We start from the raw sequence: 17425 nt of genomic DNA, 5'->3' as shown, positions 1-17425 counted from the left end.
ATCATGGAAAACACGGCAATTGGCTTTCCGCCAACTACCATCGCTGTATTTGTGGCTCTGGCGGTCATTGCTCTGGCAATCGACCTGTTTACCCACAAAAGCGATAAACCGGTCTCGCTGACCAACGCCGCCGTCTGGTCGGTGTTCTGGGTGGTGATCTCGCTCATGTTTGCGGGCTACCTGTATGTGGCCCACGGCCCAAGTGTGGCCAGCCTGTTCGTTACCGGTTATGCGCTGGAGAAAGTACTCAGCGTCGACAACCTGTTCGTGTTCATGGCGATTTTTGCCTGGTTCAAGATCCCGGACGCATTGCGTCACCGGGTTCTGTACTGGGGCATCATCGGCGCCATTGTGTTCCGCCTGATTTTCGTGGCGATCGGTACTGGCCTGCTGGCGTTTGGCCCTTGGGTCGAAGTGCTGTTTGCCGTGGTCGTGGCCTGGACCGCAGTGATGATGTTGCGCAGCAAGGAAGAGGATGAGGAGGAGGATTACTCCAAGCACATCGCCTACCGTTTTGCGAAAAAACTGTTCCCGGTCTGGCCGAAACTGCACGGGCATAATTTCTTTGTTTCACGCAAAGAGCTTGAAAAAGAGATCACGAAGCCGCAGAACAAGGGAATGACTCTTGTAGGCAAGGGCGCTCTTTTTGCTACCCCACTGTTTTTGTGTGTGGTGGTGGTTGAGGTTTCAGACATTCTGTTTGCCTTCGACTCCGTACCGGCAGTGATTGCCGTGAGCCGTGAACCCTTGATCGTGTACTCGGCCATGATGTTCGCCATTCTGGGTCTGCGGACCATGTACTTCGTTCTCGAAGCACTGAAACGCTACCTGGTGCACCTGGAAAAAGCGGTTATCGCCCTGCTGTTCTTTATCGCCGGCAAGCTGGCCCTGAACGCAACCGATCACCTGTTTGGCCATGGTTATGAAATTGATCCAAACACCAGTCTGATTGTGGTGTTGGTGGTCTTGGCTATCGGTATCGTGGCCAGCATCATCTTTCCCGGTAAGGAAGAAGAGCAATCCGACGTTAACAACGACACGAAAGCTTGATCGCACATTACTAAGGAGAATTACACATGGCACTTTCCCTTTCCAAAGGCGGCAACCTGTCTCTGTCCAAAGAAGCCCCCGGGATGACCAAAGTCCTCGTGGGTCTGGGCTGGGATGCTCGCTCCACCGATGGTCAAGACTTCGACCTGGATGCGAGCGCTTTCTTGCTCAAGGCTGACGGTAAAGTACGCGCTGACTCCGATTTCATTTTTTACAACCAGCTCAAAAGCGTGGACGGCTCGGTTGAACACACGGGCGACAACCGTACCGGTGAAGGCGACGGCGATGACGAGGCGATCAAGGTCGACCTGTCCAAAGTACCCGCCGACATCGACCGGATCGCGTTTACCGTGACCATTCACGAAGCTGACGCTCGCCGTCAAAACTTCGGTCAGGTGCGCAATGCTTTCATCCGCATTGTGAACCAGGACAACAACAGTGAAGTGGCGCGTTATGACCTGGCAGAAGACGCCAGCACCGAAACCGCGATGATCTTTGCCGAGCTGTATCGCAATGGCGCCGAGTGGAAGTTCCGCGCTGTGGGCCAGGGCTTTGCTGGCGGTCTCAAGCCATTGGCGGAAAGCTACGGCCTGAAGTTTTAATCTGCACCCCATCAACTTTTCATATAAGGGTTCACGAACATGGCAGTAAGTCTGAGTAAAGGCGGCAACGTCTCCCTGACCAAAGAAGCACCTGGCCTGACCGAAGTGGTTGTAGGCCTGGGTTGGGACCCACGGGTTACTGACGGTCAGGAGTTCGACCTGGACGCCTCGGTGTTTATCGTTGGTGAGAACGGCAAAGTGCTGAACGACGGCAGCTTTGTGTTCTACAACAACAAGACTTCGCCCGACGGCAACGTTGTGCACCAGGGCGACAACCGCTCGGGCGCCGGCGACGGTGATGATGAGCAAGTAAACGTCAACCTGTCGGGTCTGTCGCAAGAAGCCAAAAAACTGGCTTTCGCGGTGACCATTCACGAAGCGGATGGCCGCAAGCAAAACTTCGGTCAGGTATCCAACGCTTACATTCGCGTTCTGAACAAGGCTGACGGCAAGGAGCTGGCACGTTTTGACCTGAGCGAAGACGCTTCGACCGAAACCGCGATGGTGTTCGGCGAGCTGTATCGCAATGGCGAAGAGTGGAAGTTCAAGGCAATTGGTCAGGGCTTTGCCGGTGGCCTGGCGCCATTGGCTTCGAACTTTGGCGTTAACCTGGGCTAACCCCCGGCGTTAAACGAAAGGCCCTCCCCGGTATCGGGGAGGGCCTTTTTTTTTGTGTATAAACACCTGTAGCAGCTGCCGAGGAACGAAGGCTGCGTTCGGCGGCGAAGCCGTCGTGAAATCAGACACTTCGCTGCATCAGATAGATTGAACGCTCAGGTTTTACGAGATCTTCGCCCTCGAACGCAGCCTTCGTTCCTCGGCAACTGCTACAAGTATTCCACGCACCGCTTGATCAAAACCTCATCTGCCACTGCCCCATCAGCCCGTGGTTGCGGCTGTTGCTGCCGATATCGCCGGTATAGCCCACCCCCAGGGTCTGCCTGGCAGAGACGCCAAGATCCAGCCCGGCCTCCAGCACCAGCGAGTTGCGATCCAGCGCACTGCCTTCGACATCAAAGGCCGATCCGCCCAGCACAAAGGCCTGGGTAGTTGAGCTGCCGACATCACCATAGAGGTGTTTCCAGCCAGCGCTCAGGCGGGGTGTGATGCTCATGCCGTTTTCGAGCTGGTTCAGATGCGCCAGCCGTACACCCAGGGTGCTACTGAAGTTGTCCTGGGTTTGCCGGTCAACCTGCAACGCCGCGGCACCGCCTTTTTCGGTGTAGCTGTCACGTTGATAACGCTGATAACCCAGGTTGGCATACGGCTCGGCACTCAGACGACCGCTGCCCAGGGCGTAGCCCAGTTCGGCAAAAGCCTGCTGGCTGCTGGCGTGGTAGTCCCCCTTGGGCTGATCGCTGAAGCCGTTGAATATCACGTTGCGTTTGCTGTCGCCGTTATGGCCGCTATACGCTGCCCCCAGGCGCAGGGCCAGCGCACCGCTCTGGTGAATGGCATAGGCGCCCGCGTGCCAGCTGTTGACCCTGCCCTCCATGCCGGTGCTGTCCACGTCGGTTTTTGAGTAGCCGCCCAGTACACCCATGCGCCAGTCCGGGGTTAGCGCCCAGTCGGCACCCAGTACACCGCCTTTGGTACGTTGGGTCAGGTCGCTGTTGCCGTGGATTGCGTCCAGCCGGCCATAGCTGCCCAGGCCCTGCAGCCAGAGCCTGCCCCGGGCATTCGGGTCGTTGAGGTTGCGCACGCCCGGCACCAGGCCCGTGGCGGCCAGGGCAGGGGCATCACTGGCGGCACTGGCAACCTGTAGGCCACCGCCTGCGCCCAACGACTGCATGGCCGCCAGCATGCTGCTGCCCACCTGCAAAGAGGCGCCCAGTGTGGCGCTGCCCAGGCTCGCATTGCTGCTGGCGGATAGCTGCTCGATGGCGGCGCCCGCCGTCTGTGCAGAGGTGTTGAGCAGGGCGTTATACAGCGCGTTGCCGGCCTTTAGCTGGCTCAGGCCGATGGCCGCACTGTGGCCGTTGGCGCTGCTGGCATAATCGGTAAATGCTACGTCATTGCGCGCATAGGTCAGCTCGACGCTGGTGGGGGTGTAGTTGAGGGTCGGGGTGAGGAAGGCGTAATCGCTGGTGACTTTGCCAAAGGTGCCGTCGATGGCCGCTGCGTTCAGCACCCTGTACTGGCTTAGCCACGGATAGGTACCGCTACCGGCATTGATGGCCAGGGTCGAGCCATTGAGGTGGACGGTGCCGCCAACCTGCACCGGTGCGCTGCTGCCATCGGCATTGAGGCCATAGGCCAGGGTCGCGCCGCTGCTCAGGGTCAAGTCATGGCTGATGGTGGCGCTGCCCAGCTGCGTGTCGGTTTGCAGCGTGCCGTTGACCTGCAGGTTGGCGACGCTGCCACCACCGGCATACATGCCACCTTCATCGACAGTGATAGCGCCGCTGATGGCTCCCAGGTTGACCAGGCGGGCGCCGCTGAACACCTCGCCGCCGTCACTGAAGTCGTTGTGGCTGGTGAGGATCCAGCTGCCGGACTTCACATCCAGCCATTCAACGTTCTGGCTATTGCCGAAGCGGCCACCGGCCGGGTCATCCAATGTCACCCGGTCGTAGCCGCTACCGCCATCCACCAGGCCGTCGAAGCGGCTGGCGCTGCCCAGGGTCAGGTGGTCATCGCCGCCGCCGAGGTCCAGGGCCAGACCATTGCTGCCACTGATCAGACCCTTGTTGCTGACCACATCATCGAACTCTCCCACAAATCTGACGGCAAAACCGTCCAGCCCTTTGATTGTGCCGTTATTGATCAGTCGGGTGGCCGCGACCCCGGGGCCATCGCTGCCGTCATCCACCAGCACCGCATTGTTGGCGCCACTGATGAGTGCACCTGCGGCGTTGTAGAGATAACCCCCGCCAAGGGCGATACCTTCGCTGCCATTGGCAAAGCCGTTTTTATCGACGCCACCGGCGCCGGTACCCTGAATCACCCCATAGTTTTCGATATGGGCGATCAGGTCGATATCCACGCCATCGCCGTCACCGTTGGGCTTGAGCCCGGAGTAGGCGCCGGTGATGGTGCCGTAATTGATCACGGTGCCGTTGCCGTCCGAACCAAAGCCCGAACCGTTGCGCCCGGTGACTTCGCCGTAGTTGACCAGGGTTGCGCCCAGATCGGTGGTCATGCCGTGGCGACCACCTGAAAGGGTGCCGTGGTTGGTCACGGTCACGCCGGTTGCCGAGTCAATATCGATGCCGTCGAATTTGTTGTCGTCGGTCAGGGCATCACCCGATGAAATCTCGCCGTAGTTGAGGATTGTGGCGTTGGAACCGGTTTTCATGCCGTCACTGAATTCGCCGCGGATCAGCCCACCCTCGCGGTTGATAAGGGTGGTCTGGACACCCTCGCTGCGCAGCGAGTCGAGGTCGATGGCCTGGCCACTGCCGGTCGAGCGCACAGTGCCACTGTTGTCGATCAACACACTGCCACTGGTGAAATTGGTGTCGATTCGCAAAGCATCGTTACTGCCCTGAATCGTCGCGCCGCTGCGATTGATAATGCTGTAGTTGCGTTCACCACGGGTACTGCCGCTGGTGTCGATGGCTCTCCCGCCTGTCGAGATCAAGCTGCCGGCGTTGTCGATGACGACACCTGAGCCGCGGGTGTCGTCTTTCAGAGTGACCGCCACCTTGGTGGTGGTCAGGCTGCCGCTGGGCGTCAACGTCAGGGTGTCGTTGCCATTGAGGGTCAGGCTGTCGGTGCTGGCGGTGCTGAGGAGGGCCGCTTTGGCAAACGCCACAGGGGATAAACAGCTGGTACTCAGCAGTGCAAGGGTGAGCGCAAGACGCTGGGGTGAGGCGGGCATGACGAACGACCTTTTTTGTAATAATAAGGTCGTCATGTATAGCGAACAGGTTTTACAAAATGATGTATCCGAATACCACCAGAACCTCTGTATCGTGTCGGCCATTGTAAGAAATTTCGCTTTTACTCGGCGCTTCCAGATTCTGTCGAAGTGCCCCCTTATCGAAGTGGTTCAGCTCACCCATGGAAACAGTACGTGCCCGTCTTGCCGGCCTGATTGAATTTGTTAAACAGACCGCGCTGATGCAAAAGCGGCCGGCGTTAACCCTTAGCCAACACAGCGCCTTCAGTGCCAGCGAAGAAAAATTGCGGGCGTTGCCCGGGGTCAGCCTGGATCTGCACAACGGCGAGGAAGACGAAGTCTGGCTGCAGCTCGAACGTCTGCATGAGCGCAAGCCACCGGCGCCCCTCAGCCCGCTGCTGGGGTTGTGGATCGAGCTCAAGGGCACGCCGCAGACCGAACCGGCACTCAAGGTCCGCCTGGCACGGGAGGTCCTGATCAACAGCACGGCGATCTCCGAGGACGAACGCTCGCGCTTGATGCCTGTAGCCCTGCAGATCGGGGAAGACGTCGCTGTCGAAGAGTGGGTCAATCTGGAGGACTGCCTGGATGCTGGCGAGATCCGTGCGCAATTCAAGTCTTACAGCCAAACGGCCTGGCGCCTGTGGGCCGCCGAGGAAAAACAGCGGCGCAAAAGCATCGAACTGTATGCCGAGCTTTTTATGCTGGTGCAACAGATGCAGGGCAACCTGGGGGATGCGCAGCTGGAACTGGTGTGGGGCCTGGGGGTTTCGACGTGGGAACATCCCGTGGTCGGTGTCATCCATTACCCGTTAATCAGCCAGTTGGTGGAGATCGCCATCAACCCCGACAGCATGGCCATTGAAGTGCGTCCGCGCGCTGCCGAGCCACGCCTGGAAGTGGATGCCTATGTGGCGGCCGATATTGCCGGTGTCGGGCCGCTGGCAACCCTGGCCAAGGATTTTTTCCAACAGGATCAGGCCGGCATCAGCCCGTTCAACGCCGCCAGCTACGAGCCGGTGATTCGTTCAGCATCGACCCTGCTCGATGCCCATGGTCAGTTTTTGCCGGTGACGCTGGCCGAGGGTGATCGATCCGTCCCCAAGGCTGCCGAGTTCTTGTGTGTCACCGATACCTGGTGCCTGTTTGCCCGCGCCCGCGACAGCAATATGTTTATTGAAGACCTGGGTCGCTTTGAAGCCGGGATCGAGGAGGCCGGTGAGCTGCCGGCGGCCGTGCGGGCCATTCTCACCGAACCGTCCAGTGTGCTGGAAGATGTGGTCCTGCCACCGTTTCGTGGTTTGTCCTACGTCAGCGGTACCCAGGGGGATGATGCGCCGGCGGCAAAAGCGCAGGAGCTGTATTTCCCCAAACCGTACAACGATGAGCAGGTGCAAATCATCCAGCTGCTGCAAGTGCACGATGGCGTTGTGGTGCAGGGCCCGCCCGGTACGGGCAAGACCCATACCATCGCCAACGTCATCAGCCATTACCTGGCCAATGGCAAGCGGGTGCTGGTGACGTCGATGAAAGACCCGGCCCTGGCGGTGCTGCAGGAAAAACTCCCGGAAGCCATACGTCCGCTGGCAATCAGTTTGTTGAGCAGTGAAGCGGACGGCATGAAGCAGTTCGAGTTCGCCATTCAAAAGATCTCAGCTGAAGTACAGCGCATCGATCGTGCGCTGTATAAGCGCGAAATCGGGCAGATTGACGACGAAATCAACACCCTTCATGGTCAGATGGCCGGCGTTGATCGTGAGATCACTCATTGGGCCGAGCGTAATCTGTCGGACCTGGAGATCGACGGTGAGCGCCTGAGCCCTACCCATGCGGCCTTGCAGGTTGCGGCGGCCCAAGATGAGATCAGCGGTTTTACCGACCGGATCGGCGTGGACGAAGCGTATCGTCCGCGCTTTACGTTGCAAGACATCATCGCTTTGCGCGAAGCCCGGCTTGAACTCAAGGACTCACTGGCCTACCTGGGCCAGAAACTGCCGCAGCTGGCTGACTTCCCGGACGCGCAGACACTGATTCAGGTGCATCAGGATCTGGCTCAGGAAAGCCAGCTGCAGCTCAAGGAAAGCACCGGCGAAGTGCCGCGCCTGCTGGATAACAGTGCCGAAACCCTGGAGCAGGCCCACGCGCTGGTCGAGCATTTGGGCCAACTGCAAACCCTGCGCACACAGATCAGCACCTCGGCCCACAGCTGGGCCGCGCCCATGCAGGCTTGTCTGATGCGTGGTGGCAACGATGATGTGCTGGCGCTGTTTGCCAGCCTCAAGGGCGAGATCGAAGACGCGCTGGCAGGGCGCAAGGCCTTTGTGGCACGACCGGTAAGCCTGTCGTTCGAGTTGCATGCGCAACCCGAGGTGGTGGCAGCTATCGATAACCTGGCCCAGGGGCGACGCCCGTTCGGCTTGTCCGGCCTGCTTGGCAAGGGCACGCAAAAACAGTTGCTGGACACCATTGTGGTGTTGGGCAGCAAGCCGCAAAGCGACCAGGACTGGCAGCATGTGCAAGCCTTTGTGCACTTCCAGCAACACAGCCGTACCTTGCTGCTGCGCTGGAATGCGCTGGCCGCCGAAATACCCTTGCCGACGCTGGAAACCGACGCCGAGCAACTGATGGCAGCGGCCCGGGCGATCGAGCAGTTCGATGCCATTGTGCTCACCGAGCAGGGCGAAGCCCGTGCCCACCGCGAACTCAAGCAGCTGCTCCCGGACTGGGCCGAGGTTAGCCAGTTGCGCAGCAACGCACCGGTATTGGCCGAGGCCGAAAGCATCCTGCGACACTACCTGATACGCCATCGCCTGGCGGCCACCTGGGCCATCAAGGAAACCTTCAACAAAGCCCTGGCCGGGTGTGGTGGCGATATCAGTGAGCAGTTGCAAGGCTTTCTGGATTTGAGCCTTGGTCAGCCTCAGGTTGATAGCGCCTTACTGCAAACCCGGTGGTCCGCGCTGATGGACGAGTTGCGCCGGGTGATGGCCCTGGCCACTGCCCTTGAGACCGTACAGCGGGTAACCGACCTGATCGCGCAAAGCGGCGGCCTGCTCTGGGTCGCCCGTTTGCGTGAAGAGCCGGTCGTCGGGCCGGTCGACGGCCTGCTCCCGGACAACTGCCTGGATGTGTGGCGCCTGAGCCGTCTGGCCCGCTACCTCGAAAGCATCGACGGACGCGAAGACCTCAAGCGATTGTTCAAGTTACGCGGTGAGCTGGAGCTGAGTCTGTCGCGTCTTTATCAGGATGCGGTGGTCAAACGAACCTGGCTGCGGCTGTCGGAAAACGCCACGCCGAGTGTCAGGGCAGCCCTTGAGCTGTACCGCACCGCAATCCGCAAGATCGGCAAGGGCACCGGCGTACGCGCCGGGCGTTATCGTCAGGATGCGCGACTGGCGGCCGATGTGGCGATCTCGGCCATCCCGTGCTGGATCATGCCGCATTACCGCATTTGCGAAAGCCTGCCCGCGCAGTACGGTGCCTTTGACCTGGTGATTATCGACGAAGCGTCGCAGTCGGATCTCAGTGCATTGCCGGCGTTGCTGCGGGCGAAAAAAGTGCTGGTGGTGGGCGATGACAAACAAGTATCGCCCGATGGTATCGGCATGGAAGAAGAGCGCGTGCAGAACATGATGGCGCGCTTTCTGGGCAATCAGGTGAGCCTGTATCGGCCCTTGATGTCGCCCGAGCGTTCGCTGTATGACCTGTTCAAAGTGGTATTTGCCAAGAGCGGCACCATGCTGCGCGAGCATTTTCGCTGTGTGGCGCCGATCATCGAATACTCCAAGCGAGAGTTCTACAACCACGAACTCAAACCGCTGCGCCTGCCGTTGATGACTGAGCGTCTTGACCCGCCGCTGGTGGATCTGCTGGTGATGGACGGGGAGAAGAAAGGCAAGTTCAACCTTGGCGAAGCCCAGGTGATCGTCGAGGAAATTCGCCGCCTGATCGCCCTGCCGCAGATCACTGGACGCAGCATCGGCGTGGTCTCGCTGCTGGGCGCCGAGCAAGCGCAAAAGATCATGCAGATGCTGACCAAGGAGCTGGGTGAAGAGGCTATTACCCAGTTCCAGATCAGCTGTGGCGATGCCCGCACGTTCCAGGGCAAGGAGCGCGACATCATGTTCCTGAGCATGGTGGCCTCTCCCGGCGATTGCTTTGCCAACAGCCGCGACTCGATAGCCCAGCGCTTCAACGTGGCCGCTTCGCGGGCACGGGATCGCATGTACCTGGTGCGCAGTGTCGAGCTGACCGACCTCAGCCCTGTGGACAGTTTGCGCCGCGGCCTGATTGAGCACTTTGAAACCCCTTTTACCCAGGATGCTGCGCAGGTCAGTGATCTGCGCGAGTTGTGCGAATCCGGCTTCGAGCAGGAGATGTACGATGAGCTGACCCAGCGTGGCTATCGGGTGATTCCGCAGGTGGGCGTTGGTGCGTATCGCATCGACATGGTGGTCGAGGGCGACAACGACAGTCGTCTGGCCATCGAATGTGACGGCGATCGCTTCCACGGCCCGGACCGCTGGGACAGCGACATGCGTCGCCAGCGTATTCTGGAGCGGGCGGGCTGGCGTTTCTGGCGTTGCTTTGCATCGGCTTTTACCCTTGATCGTCAGCAGATCATTGATGATTTGCTGGCTACCTTGAAGGCAATGAACATCGAGCCTGCCAGCGGCGAAGGCGCGGCGCCGAGCATTCATGTCGAGCGCCGTCGGGTATATGGCTTTGAACGCGCAGGAACAGTCACCGAGAAGGGCCGTGTGCGGGCCCATGATAACCGTCCGGCCAAAGACCCGTTTTTGTTCTGGGTACCGGACGACACATTGGCCGTGAGCGATGTCGAGGCTGAGCAGTCTTTGCCACTGACCGTCTGATGCTCGCCGGGGAACAGTAGGCGCGAGCCTGCTCGCGATATCGTGACCCGGCCAGCCAGACCGCAGCGCCCGTATTACAGGCAGGCCAGCCCCTTGGGGTTTTGCGTTGTCATGTGTCAGCAGGTGATCGTACAACCACCTTGAGCTATGATGCGTCCCTACGGGGGCGCGATTTCGCAGTGTTCAGGTCGGCCAAGGCGATAGATCAGCTGCTTTAATCATCAATGCTTCCGATCCTTTTGATTTCGAGAAAAATGTTCACCATGGAAAACCACAACGACGTACCCCGCCTCCCTCGCAAGCGCCGCAGCCTGGCGCAAGAGTTGGTGACGGTGCTGTCCGAGCAGATCCGCGACGGCATGCTCAAGCGCGGCGACAAGTTGCCCACCGAGTCGGCGATCATGGAAGCCCATGGTGTTAGCCGTACGGTGGTGCGCGAGGCCATTTCCCGACTGCAGGCCGCAGGGCAAGTCGAGACGCGACACGGCATCGGCACCTTTGTGCTGGATACACCGAGCCCGAGCGGTTTTCGCATCGATCCGGCAACTGTCGTCACATTGCGCGATGTGCTGGCGATTCTTGAGTTGCGCATCAGCCTGGAGGTTGAATCTGCAGGGCTGGCGGCGCAGCGTCGCAGTGCCGAACAACTGGCCGCAATGCGCGCGGCGCTGGATGCCCTGAATGAAAACACCGCGCGTAACGGTGATGCCGTGGCCTCGGATTTTCAGTTCCATTTGCAGATTGCACTGTCGACCGGCAACCGCTACTTCACGGACATCATGACTCACCTGGGCACCAGCATTATCCCGCGAACCCGGCTCAATTCGGCGCGTCTGGCCCATGATGACCAGCAGCAGTACATGGACCGCCTGAACCGTGAACACGAAGAAATCTACCAGGCCATTGCCCGTCAGGATTCGGAAGCGGCCCGCGCTGCCATGCGCCTGCACCTGACCAACAGCCGCGAGCGCCTGCGCCATGCCCATGAAGAGGCAGAGGCGCAGCGCGGGTAGGGCGTCCTCCACCTGTGGGAGCGGGCTTGGCCGCGATCGTATCGACGCGGATTGCCTGACAGAACGCGGCGCTTGCATGGCGAGCAAGCCCCTCCCACAGGGTATTGCTGCGTAAGATGAGCTGTTCTACGACAACTTGTCACTTACCAAAAATTAAATTTCACTTTCACCACACTCCACCAAAGCCCGTACTAGACGGGCTTTTTTGTTTTTATCGAAACTGATTCGGCCCAGGGCAGCCACGATTTCAAGAAATGAGATTGACGTTCTTTTTTTAAGTTGTACGATGACGTACGACGCAATGAATCGCTAACGTATTTCTCATCACAACGTGCTCCCAGGGTGTTCGAATAATGAATCCACAAGAACTGAAGTCCATCCTCTCTTCCGGTCTGTTGTCCTTTCCGATAACCGACTTCAATGCTCAAGGTGATTTCCACCCTGAGGGTTACATCAAACGTCTGGAATGGCTGGCTCCGTACGGCGCTTCGGCCCTGTTTGCCGCTGGCGGCACGGGTGAGTTCTTCTCCCTGGCAGCCAGCGAATACTCGCAAGTGATCAAAACCGCAGTCGATACCTGCGCTACCAGCGTGCCGATCCTGGCCGGTGTCGGTGGTTCGACCCGCCAGGCCATCGAATACGCTCAAGAAGCCGAGCGCCTGGGCGCCAAAGGCCTGCTGCTGTTACCGCATTACCTGACTGAAGCCAGCCAGGACGGCGTTGCCGCCCACGTTGAGGCAGTGTGCAAGTCGGTAAACATCGGCGTGATCGTCTACAACCGCAACGTTTGCCGTCTGACCGCACCGCTGCTGGAACGTCTGGCCGAGCGCTGCCCCAACCTGATCGGCTACAAGGATGGCCTGGGCGATATCGAATTGATGGTGTCGATCCGTCGCCGCCTGGGTGATCGCTTCAGCTATCTGGGCGGCTTGCCGACGGCCGAAGTGTACGCCGCTGCCTATAAGGCATTGGGCGTACCGGTTTACTCCTCGGCGGTGTTCAACTTTATCCCGAAAACCGCGATGGAGTTCTACCGTGCGGTGGCCCGTGACGATCACGGCACGATCGGCAAGATCATCGATGAGTTCTTCCTGCCGTACCTGGACATCCGCAACCGCAAAGCCGGCTACGCGGTCAGCATCGTCAAGGCCGGGGCCACCATTTCCGGTTACGGCGCAGGCCCGGTGCGTACCCCGCTGACCGATCTGCTGCCGGACGAGTACGAGGCGCTGGCAGCCTTGATCGACAAGCAAGGTCCGCAGTAAGCAATGACCAAGGCCGCTGAGTAATCAGCGGCTTTTTACGTAAAGGAATACGATCGGTGGCTCACGCAGCTCCCACATAAGTTCCACCCGTCAGCTACAGCCAAAACAGATCAACCCGCACATAAAAATAATCAGTGGGAGTAGTACTACATGCAAGCGACCAAGCCGACGCATGTCCGTTATTTGATTTTGCTCATGCTTTTTCTGGTGACCACGATCAATTATGCCGACCGTGCCACTATCGCCATCGCAGGTTCCAGCCTGCAAAAAGACCTCGGCATCGACGCCGTGACCCTGGGCTATATCTTCTCCGCATTTGGCTGGGCCTATGTGGCCGGGCAAATCCCCGGTGGCTGGTTGCTCGACCGGTTCGGCTCGAAAAAAATCTATGCCCTGAGCATCTTTACCTGGTCCCTGTTCACCGTGCTGCAAGGCTTTGTCGGTGAATTCGGCATGTCCACGGCCGTGGTGGCGCTCTTTATGCTGCGTTTTCTGGTGGGGTTGGCCGAAGCGCCGTCCTTTCCCGGCAACGCCCGCATCGTGGCCGCCTGGTTCCCCACCGCCGAACGTGGCACGGCCTCAGCTATTTTCAACTCGGCGCAATACTTTGCCACCGTGCTGTTTGCACCGTTGATGGGCTGGATCGTGTATTCCTACGGTTGGGAGCACGTCTTTATTGTGATGGGTGTGTTCGGCATCGTCTTCTCGGGCATCTGGCTCAAAGTGATCTACAGCCCGCGTGAGCACCCGCGCATCAACGAAGCGGAGTTCAAACACATCGCCGACAACGGCGGCATGGTCGACATGGACCAGAAAGGCAAAAAGGCCGACGGCCCCAAGTGGGACTACATACGCCAACTGCTGACCAATCGCATGATGCTCGGCGTTTACCTGGGTCAGTACTGCATTAATGGCATCACTTATTTCTTTCTGACCTGGTTCCCGGTTTACCTGGTGCAGGAGCGCGGCATGACCATCCTCAAGGCCGGCTTTATTGCCTCACTGCCGGCGGTCTGCGGGTTTATCGGCGGCGTGCTGGGCGGGGTCATTTCCGATTACCTGCTGCGCAAGGGCCACTCCCTGACCTTCGCCCGCAAGGCGCCGATCATCGCCGGCCTGCTGGTATCGAGCAGTATCGTGGCCTGCAACTATGTGGACATTGAATGGATGGTGGTGGGCTTTATGGCCCTGGCCTTCTTCGGCAAGGGCGTGGGCGCACTGGGCTGGGCCGTGGTTTCCGACACCTCGCCCAAGCAGATCGCCGGCTTGAGCGGCGGCCTGTTCAATACCTTCGGTAACATCGCCTCCATCACTACCCCGATCGTCATTGGCTACATCATCAGTGCCACCGGCTCGTTCAAATGGGCGCTGGTGTTTGTCGGTTGCAACGCACTGGTGGCGGTCTTCAGCTATCTGGTGATCGTCGGCCCGATCAAGCGTGTGGTACTTAAAGAACCACCGACCAGCGACCCGAAAATCGCTGACATTTTACCTGTCCATAGTTGAGGAGCGGCGTCATGACGTTGATTGAACATTCCGACTCACCGCGCTCGATCCGCCTGCACCCGCGGGATAATGTCGCGGTGGTGGTCAACGACCAGGGCGTACCGGCGGGTACTGTGTTTGCCGACGGGCTGGTGACGGTGGATTTTGTCCCCCAGAGCCACAAGGTCACGCTGGCGGCTATTGCCGAAGGTGGCGAGGTGATCCGCTACGGTCAGGTGATCGGCTATGCCCTGCAAGCCATTGCGCGGGGCAGTTGGGTCAATGAGGACCAACTGCGCATGCCCACCGCACCGCCGCTCGATAGCCTGCCACTGGCCACCGATGTTCCCGCACCGCAAATGCCACTTGAGGGCTTCACCTTCGAGGGTTATCGCAACGCCGATGGCACGGTCGGGACGCGCAATATCCTCGGCATCACCACCACCGTGCAGTGTGTGACCGGCGTGCTGGACCATGCGGTCAAGCGTATCAAGGACGAGTTGTTGCCCCGTTACCCGCATGTCGATGATGTGGTGGCTCTGACCCACAGCTACGGCTGCGGTGTGGCGATCAGCGCCACCGACGCCTATATCCCGATCCGTACCGTGCGCAACCTGGCGCGCAACCCCAACCTGGGTGGCGAAGCGCTGGTAATCAGTCTGGGCTGCGAAAAGCTCCAGGCCGGCCAGGTGATGCACGAAAACGACAGCTCAGTGGACTTGAGCGAGCCGTGGTTGTATCGCTTGCAGGACTCCAGCCACGGCTTTACCGAAATGATCGAACAGATCATGGCGCTGGCCGAAGTGCGGTTGGAAAAACTCGATCAACGTCGCCGCGAAACCGTGCCTGCGTCCGAGCTGATTTTGGGTATGCAGTGCGGTGGCAGCGATGCGTTCTCCGGCATCACTGCCAACCCGGCGTTGGGCTTTGCCTCGGACCTGCTGCTGCGGGCAGGGGCGACGGTGCTGTTTTCCGAAGTCACCGAAGTGCGCGACGCCATCTACCTGCTGACTTCCCGTGCTGCCAACGAAACCGTCGCCCGAGAACTGGTGCGCGAAATGGACTGGTACGACCGTTACCTGGCCAAGGGTGAGGCGGATCGCAGCGCCAACACCACGCCGGGGAACAAGAAAGGCGGGTTGTCGAATATTGTCGAAAAGTCCCTGGGCTCCATCGTCAAGTCCGGCAGCAGCGCGATCAATGGCGTGCTGGGGCCCGGCGAACGGGTCAAGGGCAAGGGCCTGATTTTTTGTGCCACGCCTGCCAGCGATTTTGTCTGCGGTACTTTGCAACTGGCCGCCGGTATGAACCTGCACGTATTCACCACAGGTCGCGGCACGCCTTATGGGTTGGCGATGGCACCGGTGGTGAAAGTCTCGACCCGTACTGAGCTGGCCCGACGCTGGCCGGACCTGATCGATATCGACGCCGGGCGCATCGCCACCGGGCGCGCGAGTATCGAAGAGCTGGGCTGGGAGCTGTTCCATTACTACCTGGACGTGGCCAGTGGCAAACAGCACACCTGGGCCGAGCAGCACAAATTGCACAACGACATCACCCTGTTCAATCCGGCGCCGATCACCTAGAGCAGTGAGGTGCCGCCGAACCCTGTAGATACCTTCCAGTGGGAGCGAGCCTGCTCGCGAAGGTCGTTCGCGAGCAGGCTCGCTCCCACAGTTGAAGTTTTCCCGTAGCAGCGGGTTACTTGGCCCTTGAGCTGCAGGCGAAGCCGTCGGGGCCAGCCGTTTGCGTGCAGGCGCGTTCGGCGGGCAGGTTTTTCACCGGCTCGCGCAAGTGGTTGCGATTTTTGCCGTCGCGCTCCAGGTCAAAGGCGTCATACAACTTGCCAGCCGCGGTGTAGCTGCGCACCTTCAGCCTTGAGTCCTGTACGTCGACCGTCTGGTACAGCTGGGTTTCTTCAGCACTGCGATCCGGTTGCTGCCGGGCCCGGTCATTGAGGCCATACATCTTCGAACCCGCCACCGAGACCATATACACCGGCCCCTGAATCTTGCCGCCGGCTTGTGCGGCTTTGGACGCAACACGCCCGGCCTCGTTGCTGACACGGCTGTAGCAGTGATCATGGCCCTGCAACACCAGGTCCACCGCATAACGCTCGAACAGCGGCTTCCAGGCAGTTTTCAACGGCTCGGTATCTTCGGGGCGGGCGCAGGTGTAGACCGGCTGGTGAGTGACCACGATGTTCCAGCGTGCGGGGCTGGTTTTCAGGCTCTGCTCAAGCCAGCGGGTCTGTTGATCAAGGGTGCCCATATCGAGCGCCGAGGTGCCATCAAGGACGATAAACCGCACACCCTGATAGTCGACAAAGTAGGTGGTGTCTTTGAGCCCATCAACACCGTTTTGCGGCAGGGCGAACTGGCGGCTCCAGTGCGGCCCGAGAGTGCGGGTTTCGCTGCCGTCGGGGTTGAGGCCGTCGAGGTATTCGTGGTTGCCGGCGGCCACTAGCTGGGGAATCATCCCGTAATTGAAACCACCTGCCTGGTTCCATTCGCCCCATTGATCGTCGTGTACCAGGTCTTCGCGTTGCGACACCAGGTCCCCGGCATGCACGATCAACGCGGGGTTGGCCACGCTCTGCAAGGCCTGGCGAATGCTGCGCGAGGCCAGTGACAGAATGTCGTTCTGCACATCGCCCATATAAATAAAGTTGAACGGCTTGAAACTCTTGGTCGCAGTGTGGAACTGCAACCACTCACTCCAGCCGTCGCTGCCCTTGACCCGGTACACATAGGCCGTGCCCGGCTGCAGGTCGTGCAGGCGTACCTGGTGGAACAACGCCGCGCCGTTCTCGTTGTCCAGGCTGATGCTTGTGCCCTGGACCTCATGCGCCGCCTTGGCCAGTTGCGGGCCATCGAGGGCAGGAGCCAGTTGCAGCTGGCTGGCCTGCTGGCGGGTATCGGTGCGGAATGTAACGGCCATTTCCCTGGCAGGATCGGCCCCGGGGGTCAGCACGATACGGTCGGCCAGGCCACTGGCGGCATAAGGCGCGCCGGGGGAGTGGGGCAGCGGCGTGTCGGGGGCGGCGCAAGCGCTGTTGATCACGGAAAAAAGCGCGAGGGCCAGTAATGTGGGGCGAATCATGGGGGCTCCTTGAGGGCTGAATGCCCGTCAAGGAAACAAAGCCCCATGACACCGGGATGACGGCGGGGGTCGATTTGGCTCAGTCACAAGTCGCTTTGCGCGTGGCTTGTGGCCCGCAGCGGGGTAAACGTTGAGGCGAAGGGGGTCGTTTGAGATCACCCCTTCTGCGCCATTTCTGTAGATACTCTGT

Annotated in this window: 10 protein-coding genes; 8 read left to right on the top strand and 2 right to left on the bottom strand. The window is 59.8% G+C overall.

Features of this window, described 5'->3' with window-relative positions:
* Window positions 1-3: 3 nt before the first annotated feature.
* From ACP7BE_RS21670 to ACP7BE_RS21660, 3 genes are read left to right on the top strand one after another with little or no spacing between them, the layout of a single operon-like run.
* Window positions 4-1050 (top strand): TerC/Alx family metal homeostasis membrane protein, encoded by a 1047-nt coding sequence (locus ACP7BE_RS21670; RefSeq protein ID WP_095002489.1) that lies wholly within the window; start codon window positions 4-6, stop codon window positions 1048-1050.
* A gap of 26 nt (window positions 1051-1076) precedes the next feature.
* Window positions 1077-1652, top strand: a complete 576-nt coding sequence (locus ACP7BE_RS21665; protein ID WP_016783512.1) for a TerD family protein — start codon at window positions 1077-1079, stop codon at window positions 1650-1652.
* A 39-nt stretch (window positions 1653-1691) separates the two neighbouring features.
* On the top strand, window positions 1692-2270 hold the full coding sequence (locus ACP7BE_RS21660; RefSeq protein ID WP_095002490.1) for a TerD family protein: 579 nt from the start codon (window positions 1692-1694) through the stop codon (window positions 2268-2270).
* Window positions 2271-2505: 235 nt separating this feature from the next.
* Here ACP7BE_RS21660 and ACP7BE_RS21655 read toward each other — a convergent pair whose 3' ends face one another.
* Window positions 2506-5475 (bottom strand): autotransporter outer membrane beta-barrel domain-containing protein, encoded by a 2970-nt coding sequence (locus tag ACP7BE_RS21655; protein WP_426107213.1) that lies wholly within the window; start codon window positions 5473-5475, stop codon window positions 2506-2508.
* Window positions 5476-5657: 182 nt separating this feature from the next.
* On the opposite strand from ACP7BE_RS21655, the gene ACP7BE_RS21650 reads away from it, so the two are divergent.
* From ACP7BE_RS21650 to garD, 5 genes are all read left to right on the top strand, one after another.
* Window positions 5658-10370 (top strand): AAA domain-containing protein, encoded by a 4713-nt coding sequence (locus tag ACP7BE_RS21650; RefSeq protein ID WP_426107211.1) that lies wholly within the window; start codon window positions 5658-5660, stop codon window positions 10368-10370.
* 263 nt (window positions 10371-10633) lie between these two features.
* Window positions 10634-11383 carry a FadR/GntR family transcriptional regulator gene (locus tag ACP7BE_RS21645; protein ID WP_095002585.1) on the top strand — a complete coding sequence of 250 codons (750 nt, stop codon included), beginning with the start codon at window positions 10634-10636 and terminating at the stop codon, window positions 11381-11383.
* Between the two features lie 353 nt (window positions 11384-11736).
* Window positions 11737-12648, top strand: coding sequence for a 5-dehydro-4-deoxyglucarate dehydratase (gene kdgD, locus ACP7BE_RS21640; protein WP_095002493.1), 912 nt, complete (start codon window positions 11737-11739; stop codon window positions 12646-12648).
* Between the two features lie 150 nt (window positions 12649-12798).
* Window positions 12799-14154 (top strand): MFS transporter, encoded by a 1356-nt coding sequence (locus ACP7BE_RS21635; RefSeq protein ID WP_426107208.1) that lies wholly within the window; start codon window positions 12799-12801, stop codon window positions 14152-14154.
* Window positions 14155-14165: 11 nt separating this feature from the next.
* Window positions 14166-15719 (top strand): galactarate dehydratase, encoded by a 1554-nt coding sequence (gene garD / locus ACP7BE_RS21630; RefSeq protein WP_426107206.1) that lies wholly within the window; start codon window positions 14166-14168, stop codon window positions 15717-15719.
* 115 nt (window positions 15720-15834) lie between these two features.
* On the opposite strand, the gene ACP7BE_RS21625 is transcribed toward garD, so the two are convergent.
* Window positions 15835-17235, bottom strand: coding sequence for a purple acid phosphatase family protein (locus tag ACP7BE_RS21625; RefSeq protein WP_176465004.1), 1401 nt, complete (start codon window positions 17233-17235; stop codon window positions 15835-15837).
* Window positions 17236-17425: the final 190 nt, after the last annotated feature.

Source organism: Pseudomonas sp. TWR1-1-3 (assembly GCF_049896805.1).
GTDB classification, from domain to species: domain Bacteria; phylum Pseudomonadota; class Gammaproteobacteria; order Pseudomonadales; family Pseudomonadaceae; genus Aquipseudomonas; species Aquipseudomonas bubulae.
This window is presented reverse-complemented; position numbering and strand designations above follow the sequence as displayed.